The organism is Micromonospora sp. NPDC005305, from assembly GCF_040607315.1.
Classification (GTDB): domain Bacteria; phylum Actinomycetota; class Actinomycetes; order Mycobacteriales; family Micromonosporaceae; genus Micromonospora.
The window spans coordinates 195,085-210,729 of record NZ_JBEXGL010000002.1 but is presented as its reverse complement, the minus strand read 5'-3'; the positions used below and the strand labels follow the sequence as shown (position 1 = coordinate 210,729).

Below are 15,645 nucleotides of genomic sequence, written 5' to 3'. Positions count from 1 at the left end.
CGTCGGGTTTGCCCAGGTTGAGCCCTCTCGATGCGAGAGTGTCTCGTAGTTGACGCATCACGAACCGTGATCATGAGTCCCATTAAGGTAGCTTCTGCGGCATAAAAGTCGTAAAAATCGGGCATGGTTCATCCGTCCGTCTAGGGACCTTCAGCCGTTCGGCCCATGTCGGACATCGGGGACTAGCCGGACCATGGGAGGCGCGTCGGCCGGCGGGACCCCGGCCGATGTCTATACATGTGGAGGAGTGACCCGATGGCATCGCGAACGCACGAACCAGAGCCGCTACTCACACCGGCCGAGGTGGCGTCGATGTTCCGTGTCGACCCGAAGACGGTGACCCGGTGGGCCAAGGCTGGCAAGCTCAGCGCCATCCGGACCCTGGGCGGCCACCGCCGTTACCGCGAGTCGGAGGTTCGGGCCCTGCTGCAGGGGCAGATTCCCCAGCAGCGCCAGGGGGACTGACGACCCGGACGATTCTCAGGCGTTCCGATCAGGGGCGGTGGGACGTCGCGACAGCGACGATCCGCCGCCCTCAGTCGTTTCCAGGGGCGGCTCAGTCGAGCACGATGCGCAGGCCGACCGTGCCGCTCTCGCCCCGGCGCAGCCGGCTGCCCAGCAGGCTCAACCGGCCGATCAGCCGGTACTTCTGCTTGAGCAGCCCCCGGATCCGCCGGGTCGACTCCGGGCCGCTCACCGTCGCGTGCCCCGGCACCGCCTCGCCGTGCGGCCGGCCGCGCACGTCGCACGGGGCCACCGTGACCCGGCTGTCGCGCCGGATCCGCTTCACCTTGCCGGAGTCCGACACGGTCCACACCGCCAGCGCCTCGCCGTCGCGCACCGCCCACACCGGAGTCGGCACCGCCCGTCCGTCCTTGCGGAACGTCGTGAGCAGCACGTACTTCTCCGCCGCCAAGCGGTCCAGGTCTGTCACGCCGCTCAGGATACGGCCGCGACAGGCCGGCCGAGCCCGGATAGCGTGATCGCCGTGAGCGTGAGCGGGGAACCCACGATCGGCGACGTGTTCGGCGAGATGATCCGCGACGCGTACGCGGTCAGCACCGGGATCGGGCCCCGGCCGCTGGTCGGCGGGCGGCTGCCCCGGCCGGTCATCGAGATCATCGAGCGGGACGACGGGCTGGTCAACGGCGCGCCCACCGAGCACTACCTGGACCCGCCGGAGCGGTGGCAGGCGTACGACCACCGGGCCGTCGACCGGGTGCACGGCCAGGTGCTGGACATCGGCGTCGGAGCCGGCCGGATCGCGCTGCACCTCCAGGAGCGCGGCGTGCCGGTCACCGGGCTGGACACCTCGGCCGGGGCGCTGCGGGTCAGCCGGCACCGGGGCGTACGCGACCTGGTGCTCGGCACCGTGGACGAGCACGTCGCCGACGGCCGGCGCTACGACACGTTCTTGTTGCTCGGCAACAACCTGGGGCTGTTCGAGGGGCGGGAGCGGGCCCCCGCGCTGCTGGCCGCGCTCGCCGCGCTGGCCCGCCCCGGCGCCCAGGTCATCGCGCACGGCACCGACCCGTACGGCACCACCGATCCGGTGCACACCGGCTACCACGAGCTGAACCGGCGGCGGGGGCGGCTGGGCGGGCAGCTCCGGCTGCGGCTGCGCTACCGGCTGCTCGGCACCGAATGGTTCGACTATCTGGTGTGCTCGGTCGAGGAGTTCGCCGAGCTGGTCGAGGGCTCTCCGTGGCGCCTGGCCGACGTGGACACGCACGACCACCCGTACTACCTCGCGACGCTGCGACTGAAGCGTTAGGAAGGGCCCCTTCTTAGCCCTGAGGCGATAACAAGGGGCCCTTCCTTCGGTCAGACCTGCACGGTGGGGGTGGTGTGCTCCGGCGGCAGGCCGCCGTCGCCGTCGACCACCTCGTCCGGCGTGCCGTCCTCGTCGATGTCGACCATGGTGATGTCCACCTTGCCGTCGCCGTCGGTGTCGAACTGGAACAGGTCGGCCTTTCCGTCGCCGTCGGTGTCCACCACCCAGACGTCGGTCTTCCCGTCGTTGTTGGTGTCCGCGCGGAGCAGGTCCACCCGCTCGTCGCCGCGGGTCTCCACGGTTTCCGTGCTCTCCGTGCTCTCCGGTGCCTGGCTCATCTCGATCCTTCCCTCGGCGTTGACGGCCGTCTGTACCCGATCCGGCGCGCCCCCACTCCTGCCCGCGGGCCGGCCCTGCATAGGGTCGCACCCAGGAACGAGCGAGCGGCCCGGCACGGCGGAGACCCCGCCACCGGCCGCGGCGGAGGGACATCGATGAGTGGTCGTTTTGTGGTCGTCGGGGCCGGCACCATGGGTCTCGGGATCGCGTACGTGGCGGCCGGCGCCGGGTACGCGGTCGAGCTGGTCGAGGTGGACCCGGCACGCGGCGCCGATGCCGTGCGGCGGCTCGGCGAGCTGTGGGAGCGCGGCGTGCAGCGCGGCAAGCTGACCGCCGAGGCGGCGACGGCGAACCGCGAGCGGGTCACCCTGCGCGCCGGCCTCGCCGAGGTGGCCGAGGGCCCCGACGTGATCGTGGAGGCGGTCCCCGAGCGGCTCGACCTCAAGCGGGCCGTGCTCGCCGACGCCGAGGGCCGCCGGCCCGCCCTGCTCGGCAGCAACACGTCCAGCATCCCGATCGCGGAGCTGGCCGAGGGGCTGGAGCGGCCCGCCGACTTCGTCGGGCTGCACTTCTTCAACCCGGTCTGGGCGATGGCGCTGCTCGAGGTCGTGGTCGGGCCGGCCACCGCGCCGGAGACCACCGACGCGGCTGTCGCGCTCGCCGGGCGGCTGGGCAAGGACCCCGTCGTGGTACGCGACCTGCCCGGCTTCGCCACCTCGCGGCTCGGCGTGACCCTCGGCCTGGAGGCGATCCGGATGGTCGCCGACGGGGTGGCCAGCCCGGCCGACATCGACAAGGCGATGGTGCTCGGCTACCGGCACCCGGTCGGCCCGCTGGAGCTGACCGACCTGGTCGGGCTGGACGTCCGGCTCGACATCGCCCGCACCCTCCAGGCCGCGTACGGGGACCGGTTCGCGCCGCCGCCGCTGCTGGAGGAGATGGTGGCCGCCGGCCGGCTGGGCAAGAAGTCGGGTCAGGGCTTCTACACCTGGGAAGACGGGGTCAAGCGGTGAGCGCGATGAGTGAGCTTGCGAGCCCCGCAGTGGCGAACGAGAGGCCGGCACGGTGAGCGGGCTGCGGGTCGAGGAGCTGCCGGACCGGCTGGTCGTCACCCTGGACCGGCCGGAGAAGCGCAACGCGATCGACGCGGACCTGATCGGCGAGCTGCACGTCGTCTGCGCCGAGCTGGAGGCACGGCCTCGGTTGCTGTTGCTCACCGGCGGCACGGACGGCATCTTCGCGGGCGGCGCCGACATCGCCCAGCTCCGGGAACGCGGCCGGCTGGACGCGCTGGCCGCCATCAACCAGGCCGCCTTCGCCCGGATCCGGGCGCTGCCGATGCCCACCGTGGCCGCCGTGGACGGCCCGGCGCTGGGCGGCGGCGCCGAACTGGCGTACGCCTGCGATCTGCGGGTGTGCACGGCGCGTGCGGTGTTCGGCCAGCCCGAGGTGCGGCTGGGCATTCTGGCCGGCGCCGGCGCGACCTACCGGTTGCCCGCCCTGGTCGGGGAGGCCCGGGCCAAGGAGCTGCTCTTCACCGGGCGGCGGGTGGACGCCGACGAGGCGCTGCGGATCGGGCTGGTCAACCGGGTGGTGGCCGAGCCGGCGGAGCTGCTGCCCACCGCGCACGGCCTGCTCGACGAGATGGCCAAGGGTTCGGCGCTGGCGCTGCGGCTGACCAAGCTGGCGGTGGACGCCCCGGCGGCCGCCCACCCGCAGCTCGACCTGCTCAGCCAGGCGGTGCTCTTCGAGGACGAGGAGAAGCACCGGCGGATGACCGAGTTCCTGGAGCGGCGCCGCTCCCGGTGACCGTGGACACGACGAGGGCCGCACCGGTTCGCCCGGTGCGGCCCTCGTCGTTGTCTCACTGCCGGATCTGCACCCCGGCGTCGGCGAGCGCGGTGATCACCCGCGCGGACTCACCGAAGCCGATCACCAGCACGGCGTCCGCCCCGTAGTCCTTGATCTCCTTGGCGCCGGCGGAGAAGTCCACCGGCGGAGGCGACGCGCCCTCCGGGGGCACGTAGGAGAGCAGCTTCACCTTGTCGGCGCCCATGCCGGCCCGCTCCAGCTCGGAGCGGACGTTCTCCTGGAGGCCCTCGCCGTAGGAGTCCTTACGCGCGACGATCGCGATCTTGTGCGGTCCGTCGCGCATTATCACGTCGGCAAGCGCCCGACCCTGGAGGCCGTCCGGCGGCGCGGTGCGGAAGTAGAGGCCCTTGTCGTCCACCTTGCTCAGCCCGGCGTCGGTGTTCGACGGGGAGAAGAGGATCCGGCCGGCGGCCACCACGTCGGGCAGCACGGCACGGGAGATGCCCGAGGCGCCGGCGCCGATGATGACGTGCGCGCCCTGCTGGACGTGCGAGGCCACCGTCGCCTTCGCGATCTTCGGGTCGGTGCCGTCGTCGCCGTCGATCCAGGCCACCGGCTCGCCGAGCGCGCCGCCCGCCGCGTTCACCTCGCGGATCGCCAGCGCCGCGCCGGCCGCCATCGGCGGGTACGCCAGGGCCAGGTCACCGGTCTTCGGCAGCAGCCCGCCGAGCACCAGCGGGGAGCCGTCCTCCTTGTAGGCCTTGCCCGGACGCGACTTCTTGCCCTTCGGCGGCGTCTTGGTGCTCGCCCCCGACTCGTCACCGGCGCCGACGAACTCGGTCTTGCCGTCGTCGACCTGCCGGTCGCCGAAGTGCAGCGTCGCGTAGCTGGCGGCGGCCGGCTCACCGACGTCGGTGAACCCGGCCCGCGTCAGCGACACCCCGCGGTACTCGATGTCCTGGCCCGCTCGGGCCAGCTGCAGGCAGGTCGCGACCTCGTCGCAGCGCTGACCGCTGGTGGTCGCACCGACGATCTGCTTGGCGATCTCGCCCGGCTCGGTCGTGCCGGCGAGCTGTGCGGCCAGCACGCTTATCACGATCGCGTCGTAGGTCTCCGCCGAGTAGAGGTAGTCCTTGAGCTCCGGATCTACGGTGCGTAGCCGTTCCTTGAAGCTCTCGGGCAGCGGCGTGAGCGGGGTGGTGCCCTTCATGCCGTTGAGAAGGTCCGCGCGGTCCTTCAGAGCGTCGACGTACGAGTTCTGCATGTTGCCGTCGGTGCCGTAGAGGCGCACCTGGGTGGCGGTGGCCTCTTCGGGCTTGTCGCTCCCGCAGGCGCTGGTGGCGAGCAGGAGCGCCGCGCAGGCCGTGGACAGGGCCGCACGCGACGCGCGAGATTTGAGCATGGTCGTCCTTCCTCCGGCGAAGGTCCGCTGCGCACATTAGCGTGCCGGCGCGGAGAGCGGGACCGTGGAGGTGGGTCCGTCGGCACCCCGACTGCTGGTATGACTCTGCGTGACGGCTGGGCTGTTCCGGTGTCACCGCTTGACCCTCCGAACTACTGTTCCGCAGGTGACCGACGAAGCACAGCAGACGCTGGACGATGCGACCGCCGTGCTCCGGTCGGCGCTGGCCGGGGACGGCGACGGCGTGGTGGGCACCTTCGACGCCGTCGTGGACCGCTCCGGGCTGGCCGGGGCGTACGGGGTGGCCTGGTGCCTGGCCGCCACCATGGTCGGCGACGAGGCCCCGGTGGGCCGCGCCGCGCTCGACTTTCCCGGGATCGACCAGGCCGACTACGACACGCGGTGGGTGGCCCGCTTCGTCAGCGCGTACGCCAATGACGACGCCGACACCGGCGAGGCGCTGTTCGGCGCCGCGGCGGCCGACGGGCTGCTGCCCGACTGCCTGCTCACCCTCGCCGGGTCGACGGTCGCGACGCTGCGCAGCCGGGCGGCCTGAGTCGCCTTCGCGGCCCCGGCCTGTGATAGCTCTGGTGCATGTCCGAGGCGATGCTCAGCAAGGTCCGCAAGCTGCTCGCCCAGGCCGAGGACCCGGCCTGCACGCCCGCCGAGTCGGCCGCCTTCATGGCCAAGGCCACCGAACTGATCGCCCGCTACGGTGTCGACCGGGCGCTGCTCGCCGCCCGCGAGCCGGCCACCGACCCGGTCGGCGACCGGGTGGTCGAGGTGGTCGCCCCGTACGCCCGGGACAAGGCGACACTGCTCGCGGCGGTCGCCGACCCGCTGCGGTGCCGCTGCGTACGCCGTCGGCAGGGCAGCGGCTTCGACCTGCACCTGTTCGGCTTCGCCAGTGACCTGGAACGGGTCGAGCTGCTCTTCACCTCGCTGCTCGTGCAGGCCGCGCACGGTCTCGCCGGCACCGCCGTACCGGCCGGAGAGCATCCGGCCGCCTTCCGGCGTACCTGGCTGGCCGGGTTCGCGCACGTGGTCGCCGAACGGCTGCGGACGGCCGAGGCCGGGGCGGTCGCCGAGTCCGGGGCGCCCTCGGTGGCGCTGGTGCTCGCCGACCGCTCCGATCGCGTCCAGCGCCGGCTGGCCGAGGTGTACCCGCGGCTGCGCACCGCTCCGCGACGCCGGCTGGCCGGCAGCGGCTTCGGCCCGGGTGCGGCCGCCGGGCGCCGGGCCGACCTGGGCGGCACCGGCGTGACCGGGACCGGCTCCTCGGCCAGGGGCATCGACCGCTGACGCCGTGCCCCGGCGGCCGATCCGCCTTGAGTGATCCGGCCGGGCGCCCGGTCAGTCGGTGGTGCGGGCGACCGTGGCCAGGTAGCGGCAGAGGAGTTCGTGCCAGCCGGCGGTGAGCGCCTTGCGGTAGCCCTCGGCGGCCTCGCCGTGCCGGTCGAAGTAGCGGTGCTCGACGTCGACGCGGGTCAGCTCCGGCCCCTCGGGCTGGAAGAGGACCTCGACCTCGCTGGCCCGCGCCGGATCCGGCACCGGCACCCGGTCCGGCCCGAGCTGCCAGGTGAAGACCAGCCGCCGGGGCGGATCCCAGGTCAGCACGCGGCCCCAGTCGCCGCGGAAGCCGTACGGGCCGATCTCGTAGAGCATGCCGCCGGCCCGGGGCTCGATGCCCAGTTCGGCCAGCGCCTCCGGCCCCGACCAGGTGTATTCGCGCACCCACCAGTCGGTCAGGGAGCCGGTGAACACGGCGTACGCCCGGTCGGCGGAGGCGGGGGCGAAGAGTGTGCTGCGGAGGGAGAATCGGTCGAATTCCTGGCGGACCTCATCCGGATCGGCCATCCCCTGTCCCATAGGCCCGGACCATACCGGCTGATGCCCCGCTGTGCAGCTTTCATCTTCGCCCGCTTCCGGACAGCGGGAGACCCGTTTTCCGACAGCGCCGGGCCGTCCTCGCCGCCTCCGTTCACGGGCGTACGGGACCATCAGGGATGTCCTGCCGGAAACCGGGTAACCGCGGCTGATTCGGCCCGGCCGGCGGGCCAGCGGGGAGCGGGGAGCATGAGCGAGAACGGACCGACCGAGCGGGACCCGACGAGCGGGCGGCCCGCCCGCCAGGGCGGCGGGCAGTCCGAGCCGGACGTCCTGCTCGACATCCCGGAGCTGACGGTCGACCAGATCCGGCTCTCCGTGAAGGGGCTCGACGCCGACCTGTCACTGCGCGCCCGGCTGGCCAACCTGCTGCAGCTCGACGCCGGGGTCCGGGTGCACCTGGACGACGTGGAACTGGACGTCGCCGGCGTCAGCGCCGAGGCGCTGCTCAAGGTGCGCCTGGAGAAGCTGGTGCAGATCCTGGACCGCGCACTCACCACCATCGACCGGAACCCGCACCTCATCGAGGCGCTCGCCCGCGCCGCCGAGGGCGACGACGAGAACCGGGCGACCCGCCAGCTCGCCAGCGCACCCGTCCTGGACGAGCGCGGGCAACGCATCGGGAGGGTCGGTGCCGTGGCCGACCGCGCCCTCCGGGAGGGCCTCGGCCGGCCCGCACCGCCCTCCCCAGCGACGCCGGCCGGGACCCGTGCTCCCGAGCCGCCGACCGGCGACCAGGGGCAGCAGAAGCCCTCCGGCGCTCCGCCTGCCGGCGGTGGCGGGCAGCCGTCCGGTCGTGGGGGTGCCGGCAAGCCCCAGCCGGGCGGACCGTCGACCGGCCAGGGTGGCCCGTCCCGCGAGGGTGGTCAGGGCGGTGGCCCGTCCCGCGAGGGTGGTCAGGGCGGTGGCCCGTCCCGCGAGGGTGGTCAGGGCGGTGGCCCGTCCCGCGAGGGTTGGCAGCCCGGCGAGGGCGGCCCGTCCCGTGAAGGCGGCCCGTCCCGTGAAGGTGGGCAGGCCGGCGGCGAGGGTGCCGGCCAACCGTCCACCGGCCCGGCGAAGGCACCTGGCGCGGGGGCCGGGGAACGGGCCCAGCCGGGAAAGCCGCCCGCCGGCAAGCCGGAGGAAGCGGAGAAGGGGTCGGGCGGCCCACCCGGACCGGCCCAGCTCGCCGGCCAGGCCGGGGAGACGCTGTTGCAGGCCGGCCGGAGCGTCTGGGAGGCGATCCAGAACGGCATGGGCCAGCACCGGCCGAAGCGGTAGCCCCGGGAGGCTCAGCGCAGCGGGGCCGGGGGCCGCCACCAGGCCGTACGCCGGAGCAGCAGCAACCCCGCGACCGGCGCGAGCGTCACGGCGAGGGCGACGCCGCTGGTCAGGTCGCGCGGCGTCCAGAGCAGGTTGTCCCCGATCCCGTTGGCGTGCGCGGTGAGCGAGCAGGCCACCAGCAGTCCCACGGCCGCGAGCGCGGCCCCGACTCGCCGTCCGCGCCCGCCCCGCGTCGTCCCGGCGTCCCGCCGCACGGGCCGGGTGACCACCGCGACGGGCGCGGGAAGCGGCGCCACCGGCTCGACGATGGCGGGTCGGATGCCCACCGTGGTGGACGGCGCCCCGGCCGGGCGCCGACCGGTCAGCCGCGCCTGAAGGCTGGACGGTCTACGACTGCCCGACGAGGAGATCCGCCGCTCCGTGGTTAGCGCGGCAACGCCACGCTTCTGGTTTGATCACCGGATGGGTTATGTCGGTTCCTACACCTGGCAACTTCGACAGTTGGTCGGGTCTCGACTGCTGCTCATGCCCGGAGCACAGGTCGTTCTCCTCGACGCGGCTGAGCACGTCTTGTTCCAGCGACGTCGTGATTCTGGTTTGTGGGAGATACCGGCAGGGGCCGCCGAGCCAGGAGGAAGCTTCGTTGGTACCGCGATCGTTGAGGTCCGAGAGGAGACCGGACTCATAGTCGACAGCTCCGATCTCGCTGCCTTCGGTTGCCTATCTGAGCCGGATGCTCACGTCATCACCTATCCCAACGGGGACCGGATGCACTGCTTCGCCATGTGCTTCGAAGCGCGACGATGGTCGGGCGTGATCGAGCCGGAGAGCACGGAGGTGCTCGAAGTGGCTTTCGCTGACCCCGCAACGCCACCCGGCCCGCTGCAAGCACAGACCCGAGTTGTCCTGGAAATGCACGCCGCGTATCGCCTGACTGGCCGGTTCCAAGCCAGGTGACGCCTGGACTCACGGGCCATCGGTGGGCCAGTAGCCATGGCATGCATCGGGCACGAGCGGGCGCGAGAGGCAAACGGGTAGGCCCCTGGGTGCAGGCGTTTCGGGCATCACGACCAGTTGAGCACGCTCTTCCAAACTGGCGCTCCTGGTCCAGCGGAACGGACGGCCAGTTACTTGTACAGCCACAAGGCGGCACAGCCGAAAGACAGCGCCAGCAGAACGGCCGATGCGAGCAGCAGCACGATTAGTGCGGGCAGTTCTTTCCGCGCCGTCGGCGCAGACGGCTCCGTAGGCGGACTGCCGTCGGCGGGCTCGGGGTCGGGGTCGGGCACGTCGTGATCATGTCAGACCCGCAGTAGCCGACGCCGGCGGACAGGATTTTTGATCTCTGCAAGGCAGGGGTCGGCGACGCGCTCTTGGCCGACCGGCATGACGAGGGGTCGTGCAATCCCCGTGCAACAAGGGGCGGCCATCAGAGGGATTCGGGGGTCAACGAGGGTCAGACCGGACAGCCGGGTTTCCGGGGTGAAAAGCAGAACGCCGACCGGCGTTTCCGCTGGTCGGCGCTCCTGTAGCCCGGCGAAAGGCTATGTGGCCAGGGGCGGGGTCGAACCGCCGACCTTCCGATTTTCAGTCGGACGCTCGTACCAACTGAGCTACCTGGCCGTGCTGTCGGCTCATGCTACCGCACAGGCCGATACGCAGAACGCCGCGCATGAAGGCGCGGCGTCAGCGCTTGCGGTCCTGACGGGACTTGAACCCGCGACCTCCGCCTTGACAGGGCGGCGAGCACTCCAACTGCTCCACAGGACCTAGCTGGTGTTGCATCCGGCCTGAGCCGGACCGTGCCCCCAACGGGATTCGAACCCGTGCTACCGCCTTGAAAGGGCGGCGTCCTGGGCCGCTAGACGATGAGGGCGGCCCCGCCATCATTGCACACTCGCAACTTCAAGCGGACTTGCTCCCATCCGGCCCCGCCGGAGGCATGAGAAGCATAAGCCATGCCTCCTCGGCCGGCCAAACCGGTATGGCCACGGGCGCAGAGCCGGACGAAACCGCAGGTCAGAGGCGATGTCACCGTAGCCGGGAGATCCCGTACCGCCGCTTGAGGTCCGGAATCAGGTGCCGGCAGGCGGCCATCGTCTGGGTCCGGTCGCCGCCCGCGTCGTGCATCAGGACGATCGAGCCGTGGTGGGTCGCCGCCGACACCCGCTTGATGATCGTCTTCGCCGCCGGGTGGTTCCAGTCCTGCGGGTCGACGCTCCAGTGCAGCGGGCGCAGCCCGAGCTGGCGGGCCACCGTCAGCTCCTCCGCCGTCCAGCGGCCGCCCGGCTGGCGGAACCAGGTGATCGGCGCGCGCGGCACGGCGGCCCGGATGGCCTCGTTGGTGCGGACCAGGTCGGCCCGGATCTCGGCGAGTGGTCGGCGGCCGAGGTTGATGTCGTGCCGCCAACTGTGGTTGCAGAGCTGGTGCCCCTCGCGGGCGATCCGGGCCACCAGCTGCGGGTAGCGCTTGGCCTGCTTGCCGACCAGGCAGAAGGTCGCCGTGACGTGGGCCGCCCGGAGCTGGTCGAGGATCTGCGGCGTGAACCGGGGGTCCGGCCCGTCGTCGAAGGTGAGGGCGACCCCCCGGCTGCCGCTGGAGCGGTGCAGCCCGGCGGGCAGGGTCTTCGGCACCGGGCGCAGCTTCGGCTTCGGCGGGGTGGTGCGGCTCGGGCTGGGCCGTGGGCTCGGCGTGGGCGACGGCGTTGGGGCGGCCGAGGCGGACGGTGGAGCGCCGGCCGGGGACGGTGTCTTGCCGGGCTCGCCGCAGCCGGTCACCAGGAGGACCAGGCCGAGGGCGAACGCCGGCACGGCGCGTGGACGCATCGTCGCTCCGAGAGGGGGTCGGGTCGGGCGGACTTCCGACCGTAGTGGACGTCGCGCCGAATCGGGAGGCCCCTCAGCCCGCCGTCACTGGTCCAGGGAGTCCCGTACGGCCACCGCCAGCGAGACGGCCTCGGCGAGGTTCACCGGCCGGACCACCCCGGCCGGGAGCGTGTCGGCCCGCCAGCCCGGCCCGGCGGCGAGCACCAGCAGCGGGCGGCGCGGGGCGGCGAGCACCGCGGTGAGCTGGTCCGGATCGGCCGTGACTCGCGTGTGCGACCAGAGCACCACGGCCGCCGGGCCGGTGCGGTTGACGGCCTCGACCAGGGCGGCCATCGGCACCCGGGCGCCCAGCATCCGGTAGCCCACCCCGGCCTCGGCCAGCGCGGCGCCCAACGCCTCCAGCGGCAGGGTGTGTTGTTCCTCATCGGCGCACGCGAGCAGGATCCGGGCCGGCCCGGCCACCGGGTGTGCCCGGGCCACGGTGGCGAACGCCTCGGAGACGCAGCGGGAGATGAGGTGCTCCACCTCGATCAGCCCGCCGGTGGCGGCGTGCCGTTCGCCGATGCCGGCGAGCACCGGCCGCAGCAGCCCGTCCCAGGTGGGCACCACGCCGTCGGTGCCGAGGGCGTGCGCGACGGTCGCGCCGATCGCCACCGAGTCCAGCCGCATGGCGGCGCGGGCCACACCGCGGGCGACCGGTCCGGCGCGGCCGACCGGGATGGTCGTCCCGCCGCCGTCCCGGACCGCCGTGGCCCGCCGGTTCAGCCCGAGCCGCCCGGGCGGGAGGACCGCCGGTGCCTGCCGGGCCCAGCGGGCGGCCTCGGCGGGGGCGACCCCCTCCGCGGTGAGTCGCCGCATGATGTCCAGGCGCGCGAAGTCGGCCGGCGTGTAGCGCCGGTGGTGCCCCGGCACGTGCTCGCTGGGGCCGAGGCCGTAGCGCTGGTGCCAGGTGCGCAGCGTGGTGACGGCGACCCCCAGCCGGCGCGCGACGGCTCCCGCGCTCAGCGCCTCATCCGCCACCCGACCGCTCCGGTGCCTCGTCGGCCGGCGCACCCGCCCGGGCCACGTCGGCGGCGGGACGGGCCGGCCGCAGGAGCCGGTTCACCACCCCGCCGAGCCAGGGTGCGTACGCGCGGGGGTCGACGTCCAGGTCCGCCTCCAGCTCGCGGGGGTCGACCCAGCGCAGGGTGGCGACCTCGTCGGGGTCGGGCCGGATGGGCAGGTCGGCCGGTACGTCGGCGCGCAGGACATGGTCGTACTCGAACTCGACCCGACCGGTTGCGGGGTCCTCGGCGTAGTAGAGGTAGACCCCGACCTCGGTGAGGTCGACCGGGTCGACGCCGAGTTCCTCGGCGAGCCGGCGGTTGGCGGCCTCGACCAGCGACTGGCCGGGCAGCGGGTGGCCGCAGCAGGCGTTGGCCCAGCGCAGCGGGAACCGGGTCTTGATGGCGGCCCGCTGTTGCAGCAGGATCCGCCCCCGCGGGTCGACCAGCAGCACCGAGAAGGCCCGGTGCAGCCGGCCGGGTGGCTGGTGGGCGGCGGCCACGGTGGTCTCGCCGAGCACGTGCCCGCCGTCGTCGACCAGCTCGACGAGGTGATTCTCCCGGGCCGTCATGCGGTGGTCCCGGTGATGCGCGCGGCGGCGAGCTTGCCGCTGATGAGGACCATCGGCACGCCCACCCCGGGCTGGGTGCCGGAGCCGACGAAGACCACGTTGCCCAGCGTCCGGTGCAGGTTGGGCGGGCGGAAGGGACCGGTCTGGAACAGGCTGTGCGCGGCGGCGAACGGGGTGCCGGCGGCCATGCCCTGCGCCGCCCAGTCGGCGGGGGTCACCGTGCGCAGCACCTCGATGCCGTCCCCGAAGCCGACGTAGCCCCGCTCCTCCAGCGTCGCCACGAGCTGGTCGGCGTAGCGGCGGGTCAGGTCGCCCGGCCAGTGCAACGGCGCCCGGTCGAGGTTGGGCACCGGGGCCAGCACGTAGTAGGTGTGCCGGCCGGCCGGGGCCACCGACGGGTCGGTCCGGCTCGGGTTGGTCACCAGCAGGGACGGGTCGGTCATCAGCTCGCCCCGCCGGATCACCTCGTCGAACGTGCCCTTCCAGGACCGCCCGAAGTGGATGTTGTGGTGGGCGATCCGGCGGTAGCCCTGCGCCGAACCGACGTGCAGCACCACGCAGGAAGGCGAGTAGGTGAGCCTGCGCTGCCGGCTCGCCGGCAGCAGGTCCCGGTAGGCGACCGGCAGGTCCGGGTTGAGCACCATGACGTCCGCGGGGACGAACTCGCCGTCGGCGGTGACCACGCCGGTGGCCCGGCCGTGCGCCGTCTCGACCCGGGTCACCGTGGTGCCGTAGCGGATCTGCACGCCGTGCTTCTCCGCGGCGCCGGCCATCCCCCGGGAGACGGCGTGGATGCCGCCGCGCGGGAAGCACACCCCGGCCACCGAGTCGAGGTACGCGATGACCGCGTAGATGGCCAGCGCGTCGTGCGGCGCGAGGCCCGCGTACATGGCCTGGAAGGAGAAGATCCGCTGGGTACGCGGGTCCCGGAAGAACTGGTTGATCTTCGTCTGGAGCCGCCGGAACGCGCCGTTGGCCAGCAGCCGGAGCAGGTTCCCGGTGAGCAGGTCGGTCGGCGCGTCCAGGTTGCGCTCGATGAAGTCCGCCCGCTCCCAGCGCCACAGGTCGCGCGCGTAGTCGACGAAGCGCAGGTAGCCGTCCGCCTCGCGGGGGCCGCAGACCCGGGCGATCTCGGCGGCCATCCGGGTGGTGTCGGTGATGACGTCCAGCGTCGACCCGTCCGGGTACCAGGCCCGGTAGGCCGGGTCGAGCGGGGTCAGGTCGAGCCAGTCGGTCAGCTCCTCGCCGACCGCGCCGAGCGCCTCGGCGATCAGGTCGGGCATGGTGAGCACGGTCGGCCCGGTGTCGAACTCGTACCCGTCGACGCCGAGCCGGCCGGCGCGCCCGCCCGGCACCGGCTCGCGTTCCAGCACGGTCACCTGCCGGCCGCTGCCGGCCAGGTGCAGCGCGCAGGCCAGCCCGCCCAGCCCCGCGCCGACGACCACCACCCGGTCGGTACGCCCGCTCACGGTGCGCATCCCGGCTCCCTTGTTCGTGAAGTTGCCCATCATGCCCGCCTCGTGGTGGCGGCGGTCGCGAGGCCGGTCAGCGCGGTCCGCGCGGTGCCGTCGATCGGCGCGTCGTCGAGGGCCACCTGCGCCTCGGTCACGCGGTCGGCGATCATCCGTTCCACCCGGGCCACCGCCCCGGTGTCGCGGACCAGGTCGGCCAGCCGGGCCACCTCGCCCGCCCCGGTGACCGTGCCGGCCCGTTCCAGGGCGCGGCGCTGGGCCGGCGTGCCGAGCTGCCGGGCCAGCATCAGCAGCACCGTCGGCTTGCCGGTCCGCAGGTCGTCCCCGGCCGGCTTGCCGGTGGCGGCCGGATCACCGTAGACCCCGAGCAGGTCGTCGCGGAGTTGGAACGCCTCGCCGACGGCCAGCCCGTAGTGGGTGTAGGCGGCGATCAGCGGCGTGTCCGCCTCGGCCCCGGCCAGGGCGGCGCCGAAGAGCAGCGGTCGCTGGACGGTGTAGCCGGCCGTCTTGTAGCGGGCCACCCGCAGCGCCCGGTCGACCGACCAGTTCGCGGCGTCGTGCTCGCCGAGCACGTCGAGGAACTGCCCGGCGACGGTCTCCACCCGCATCTGGTCGTAGCAGCGGCGCACGTCGAGCAGGCGGGCCGGCGGCACGGCGGCGTGCGCCATGAGCCGGTCGGCCCAGACCAGGCAGAGGTCGCCGATGAGCACGGCGACGGCCTCGCCGTAGCGCTCCGGGTCGCCGGTGTGCCCGGCGGCCCGGTGCCGCCGGGCCGCGGCCCGGTGCGCGGTGGGCCGGCCGCGCCGGGTGTCGGAGGCGTCCATCACGTCGTCGTGCACCAGCGCGAAGGTGTGCAGCAGTTCGAGCGCGGCGAGGGCCGGCAGCACCGCGGGCAGCGGGGCGTCGCCGCCGGCCACTCCGCGCCAGCCCCAGTACGCGAAGGTCGGCCGGACCCGTTTGCCGGCGGCCAGCACGCAGTCGCGGGCCGTCGCGGCGAACCCGCCCATCGCCGCGTCGATCTCGCTGAGCGCGTCGACCTCGGTGGCCAGGAACGCCGTCAGGGTCTCGTCGACGCCCGTCACCAGGTCGTGTGTGAACGCGGCCAGGACGTCGCGGACCGGGTCGTCTGTCGCTCCGGGCTGTGCCGGCGCGACGAAGCGGGGCGGACTGCCGGCAACTGCGTCGTTGGCCATGTGCGCGAGCGTACCCTAGGGTTACGAGTTGCGTCGATTGCTGCGTCGAATCTGAGGAGGGC

The 15,645-nt window shown here is 73.4% G+C and carries 19 protein-coding genes and 3 tRNA genes; 8 read left to right on the top strand and 14 right to left on the bottom strand.

Features of this window, described 5'->3' with window-relative positions; all coding sequences use genetic code 11:
• Window positions 1–255: 255 nt before the first annotated feature.
• Complete coding sequence (locus tag ABZS80_RS04120; protein WP_007073996.1) at window positions 256–465, top strand: BldC family transcriptional regulator; 210 nt, start codon at window positions 256–258, stop codon at window positions 463–465.
• A 91-nt stretch (window positions 466–556) separates the two neighbouring features.
• Here the strand turns inward: ABZS80_RS04120 and ABZS80_RS04115 are convergent, their stop codons facing one another.
• Window positions 557–934, bottom strand: coding sequence for a PPOX class F420-dependent oxidoreductase (locus ABZS80_RS04115; RefSeq protein ID WP_355054357.1), 378 nt, complete (start codon window positions 932–934; stop codon window positions 557–559).
• Window positions 935–994: 60 nt separating this feature from the next.
• On the opposite strand from ABZS80_RS04115, the gene ABZS80_RS04110 reads away from it, so the two are divergent.
• Window positions 995–1,774 carry a class I SAM-dependent methyltransferase gene (locus ABZS80_RS04110; RefSeq protein ID WP_355054661.1) on the top strand — a complete coding sequence of 260 codons (780 nt, stop codon included), beginning with the start codon at window positions 995–997 and terminating at the stop codon, window positions 1,772–1,774.
• Between the two features lie 50 nt (window positions 1,775–1,824).
• On the opposite strand, the gene ABZS80_RS04105 is transcribed toward ABZS80_RS04110, so the two are convergent.
• Window positions 1,825–2,112 (bottom strand): hypothetical protein, encoded by a 288-nt coding sequence (locus tag ABZS80_RS04105; RefSeq protein ID WP_355054356.1) that lies wholly within the window; start codon window positions 2,110–2,112, stop codon window positions 1,825–1,827.
• 156 nt (window positions 2,113–2,268) lie between these two features.
• Between ABZS80_RS04105 and ABZS80_RS04100 the strand changes: the two genes are divergently transcribed.
• Window positions 2,269–3,126 carry a 3-hydroxyacyl-CoA dehydrogenase family protein gene (locus tag ABZS80_RS04100; RefSeq protein WP_355054355.1) on the top strand — a complete coding sequence of 286 codons (858 nt, stop codon included), beginning with the start codon at window positions 2,269–2,271 and terminating at the stop codon, window positions 3,124–3,126.
• A gap of 52 nt (window positions 3,127–3,178) precedes the next feature.
• A complete protein-coding gene (locus ABZS80_RS04095; RefSeq protein WP_355054354.1) occupies window positions 3,179–3,922 on the top strand; it encodes an enoyl-CoA hydratase/isomerase family protein in 744 nt (247 codons plus the stop codon).
• A 55-nt stretch (window positions 3,923–3,977) separates the two neighbouring features.
• On the opposite strand, the gene ABZS80_RS04090 is transcribed toward ABZS80_RS04095, so the two are convergent.
• Window positions 3,978–5,327: an ABC transporter substrate-binding protein gene (locus ABZS80_RS04090; protein ID WP_355054353.1), complete on the bottom strand. Its 1,350-nt coding sequence runs from the start codon at window positions 5,325–5,327 to the stop codon at window positions 3,978–3,980.
• A 166-nt stretch (window positions 5,328–5,493) separates the two neighbouring features.
• Between ABZS80_RS04090 and ABZS80_RS04085 the strand changes: the two genes are divergently transcribed.
• Both ABZS80_RS04085 and ABZS80_RS04080 read left to right on the top strand, forming a co-directional pair.
• Window positions 5,494–5,883: a hypothetical protein gene (locus tag ABZS80_RS04085; RefSeq protein ID WP_151461150.1), complete on the top strand. Its 390-nt coding sequence runs from the start codon at window positions 5,494–5,496 to the stop codon at window positions 5,881–5,883.
• A 38-nt stretch (window positions 5,884–5,921) separates the two neighbouring features.
• Complete coding sequence (locus ABZS80_RS04080) at window positions 5,922–6,629, top strand: DUF2786 domain-containing protein (protein WP_355054352.1); 708 nt, start codon at window positions 5,922–5,924, stop codon at window positions 6,627–6,629.
• A gap of 51 nt (window positions 6,630–6,680) precedes the next feature.
• On the opposite strand, the gene ABZS80_RS04075 is transcribed toward ABZS80_RS04080, so the two are convergent.
• Window positions 6,681–7,196, bottom strand: coding sequence for an SRPBCC family protein (locus ABZS80_RS04075; RefSeq protein ID WP_355054351.1), 516 nt, complete (start codon window positions 7,194–7,196; stop codon window positions 6,681–6,683).
• 207 nt (window positions 7,197–7,403) lie between these two features.
• Between ABZS80_RS04075 and ABZS80_RS04070 the strand changes: the two genes are divergently transcribed.
• Entirely contained in the window at window positions 7,404–8,474 is a 1,071-nt protein-coding gene (locus ABZS80_RS04070; protein WP_355054350.1) for a hypothetical protein, read from the top strand.
• Between the two features lie 11 nt (window positions 8,475–8,485).
• On the opposite strand, the gene ABZS80_RS04065 is transcribed toward ABZS80_RS04070, so the two are convergent.
• Window positions 8,486–8,803: a hypothetical protein gene (locus tag ABZS80_RS04065; protein ID WP_355054349.1), complete on the bottom strand. Its 318-nt coding sequence runs from the start codon at window positions 8,801–8,803 to the stop codon at window positions 8,486–8,488.
• 136 nt (window positions 8,804–8,939) lie between these two features.
• Between ABZS80_RS04065 and ABZS80_RS04060 the strand changes: the two genes are divergently transcribed.
• Window positions 8,940–9,434, top strand: a complete 495-nt coding sequence (locus ABZS80_RS04060; RefSeq protein WP_355054348.1) for an NUDIX domain-containing protein — start codon at window positions 8,940–8,942, stop codon at window positions 9,432–9,434.
• A 170-nt stretch (window positions 9,435–9,604) separates the two neighbouring features.
• Here ABZS80_RS04060 and ABZS80_RS04055 read toward each other — a convergent pair whose 3' ends face one another.
• The 9 genes from ABZS80_RS04055 to ABZS80_RS04015 all read right to left on the bottom strand — a co-directional run bounded on the left by ABZS80_RS04055 (window position 9,605) and on the right by ABZS80_RS04015 (window position 15,583).
• Complete coding sequence (locus ABZS80_RS04055; RefSeq protein WP_355054347.1) at window positions 9,605–9,766, bottom strand: hypothetical protein; 162 nt, start codon at window positions 9,764–9,766, stop codon at window positions 9,605–9,607.
• 260 nt (window positions 9,767–10,026) lie between these two features.
• Window positions 10,027–10,100, bottom strand: a tRNA-Phe gene (locus tag ABZS80_RS04050).
• 73 nt (window positions 10,101–10,173) lie between these two features.
• Window positions 10,174–10,247: transfer RNA gene (locus ABZS80_RS04045), tRNA-Asp, on the bottom strand.
• A gap of 33 nt (window positions 10,248–10,280) precedes the next feature.
• Window positions 10,281–10,353 (bottom strand) — tRNA-Glu (locus tag ABZS80_RS04040).
• Window positions 10,354–10,508: 155 nt separating this feature from the next.
• Window positions 10,509–11,303, bottom strand: a complete 795-nt coding sequence (locus tag ABZS80_RS04035; protein WP_355054346.1) for a polysaccharide deacetylase family protein — start codon at window positions 11,301–11,303, stop codon at window positions 10,509–10,511.
• 84 nt (window positions 11,304–11,387) lie between these two features.
• The gene (locus tag ABZS80_RS04030) at window positions 11,388–12,323 is read right to left on the bottom strand and encodes a MerR family transcriptional regulator (protein ID WP_355054345.1); all 936 of its coding nucleotides are present in this window, start codon (window positions 12,321–12,323) and stop codon (window positions 11,388–11,390) included.
• A complete protein-coding gene (gene idi / locus ABZS80_RS04025) occupies window positions 12,313–12,918 on the bottom strand; it encodes an isopentenyl-diphosphate Delta-isomerase (RefSeq protein WP_355054344.1) in 606 nt (201 codons plus the stop codon). The genes ABZS80_RS04030 and idi overlap by 11 nt, the downstream gene beginning before the upstream one ends.
• On the bottom strand, window positions 12,915–14,396 hold the full coding sequence (crtI, locus tag ABZS80_RS04020) for a phytoene desaturase family protein (RefSeq protein ID WP_355054343.1): 1,482 nt from the start codon (window positions 14,394–14,396) through the stop codon (window positions 12,915–12,917). The genes idi and crtI overlap by 4 nt, the downstream gene beginning before the upstream one ends.
• 29 nt (window positions 14,397–14,425) lie before the next feature.
• A complete protein-coding gene (locus ABZS80_RS04015; RefSeq protein WP_355054342.1) occupies window positions 14,426–15,583 on the bottom strand; it encodes a polyprenyl synthetase family protein in 1,158 nt (385 codons plus the stop codon).
• Window positions 15,584–15,645: the final 62 nt, after the last annotated feature.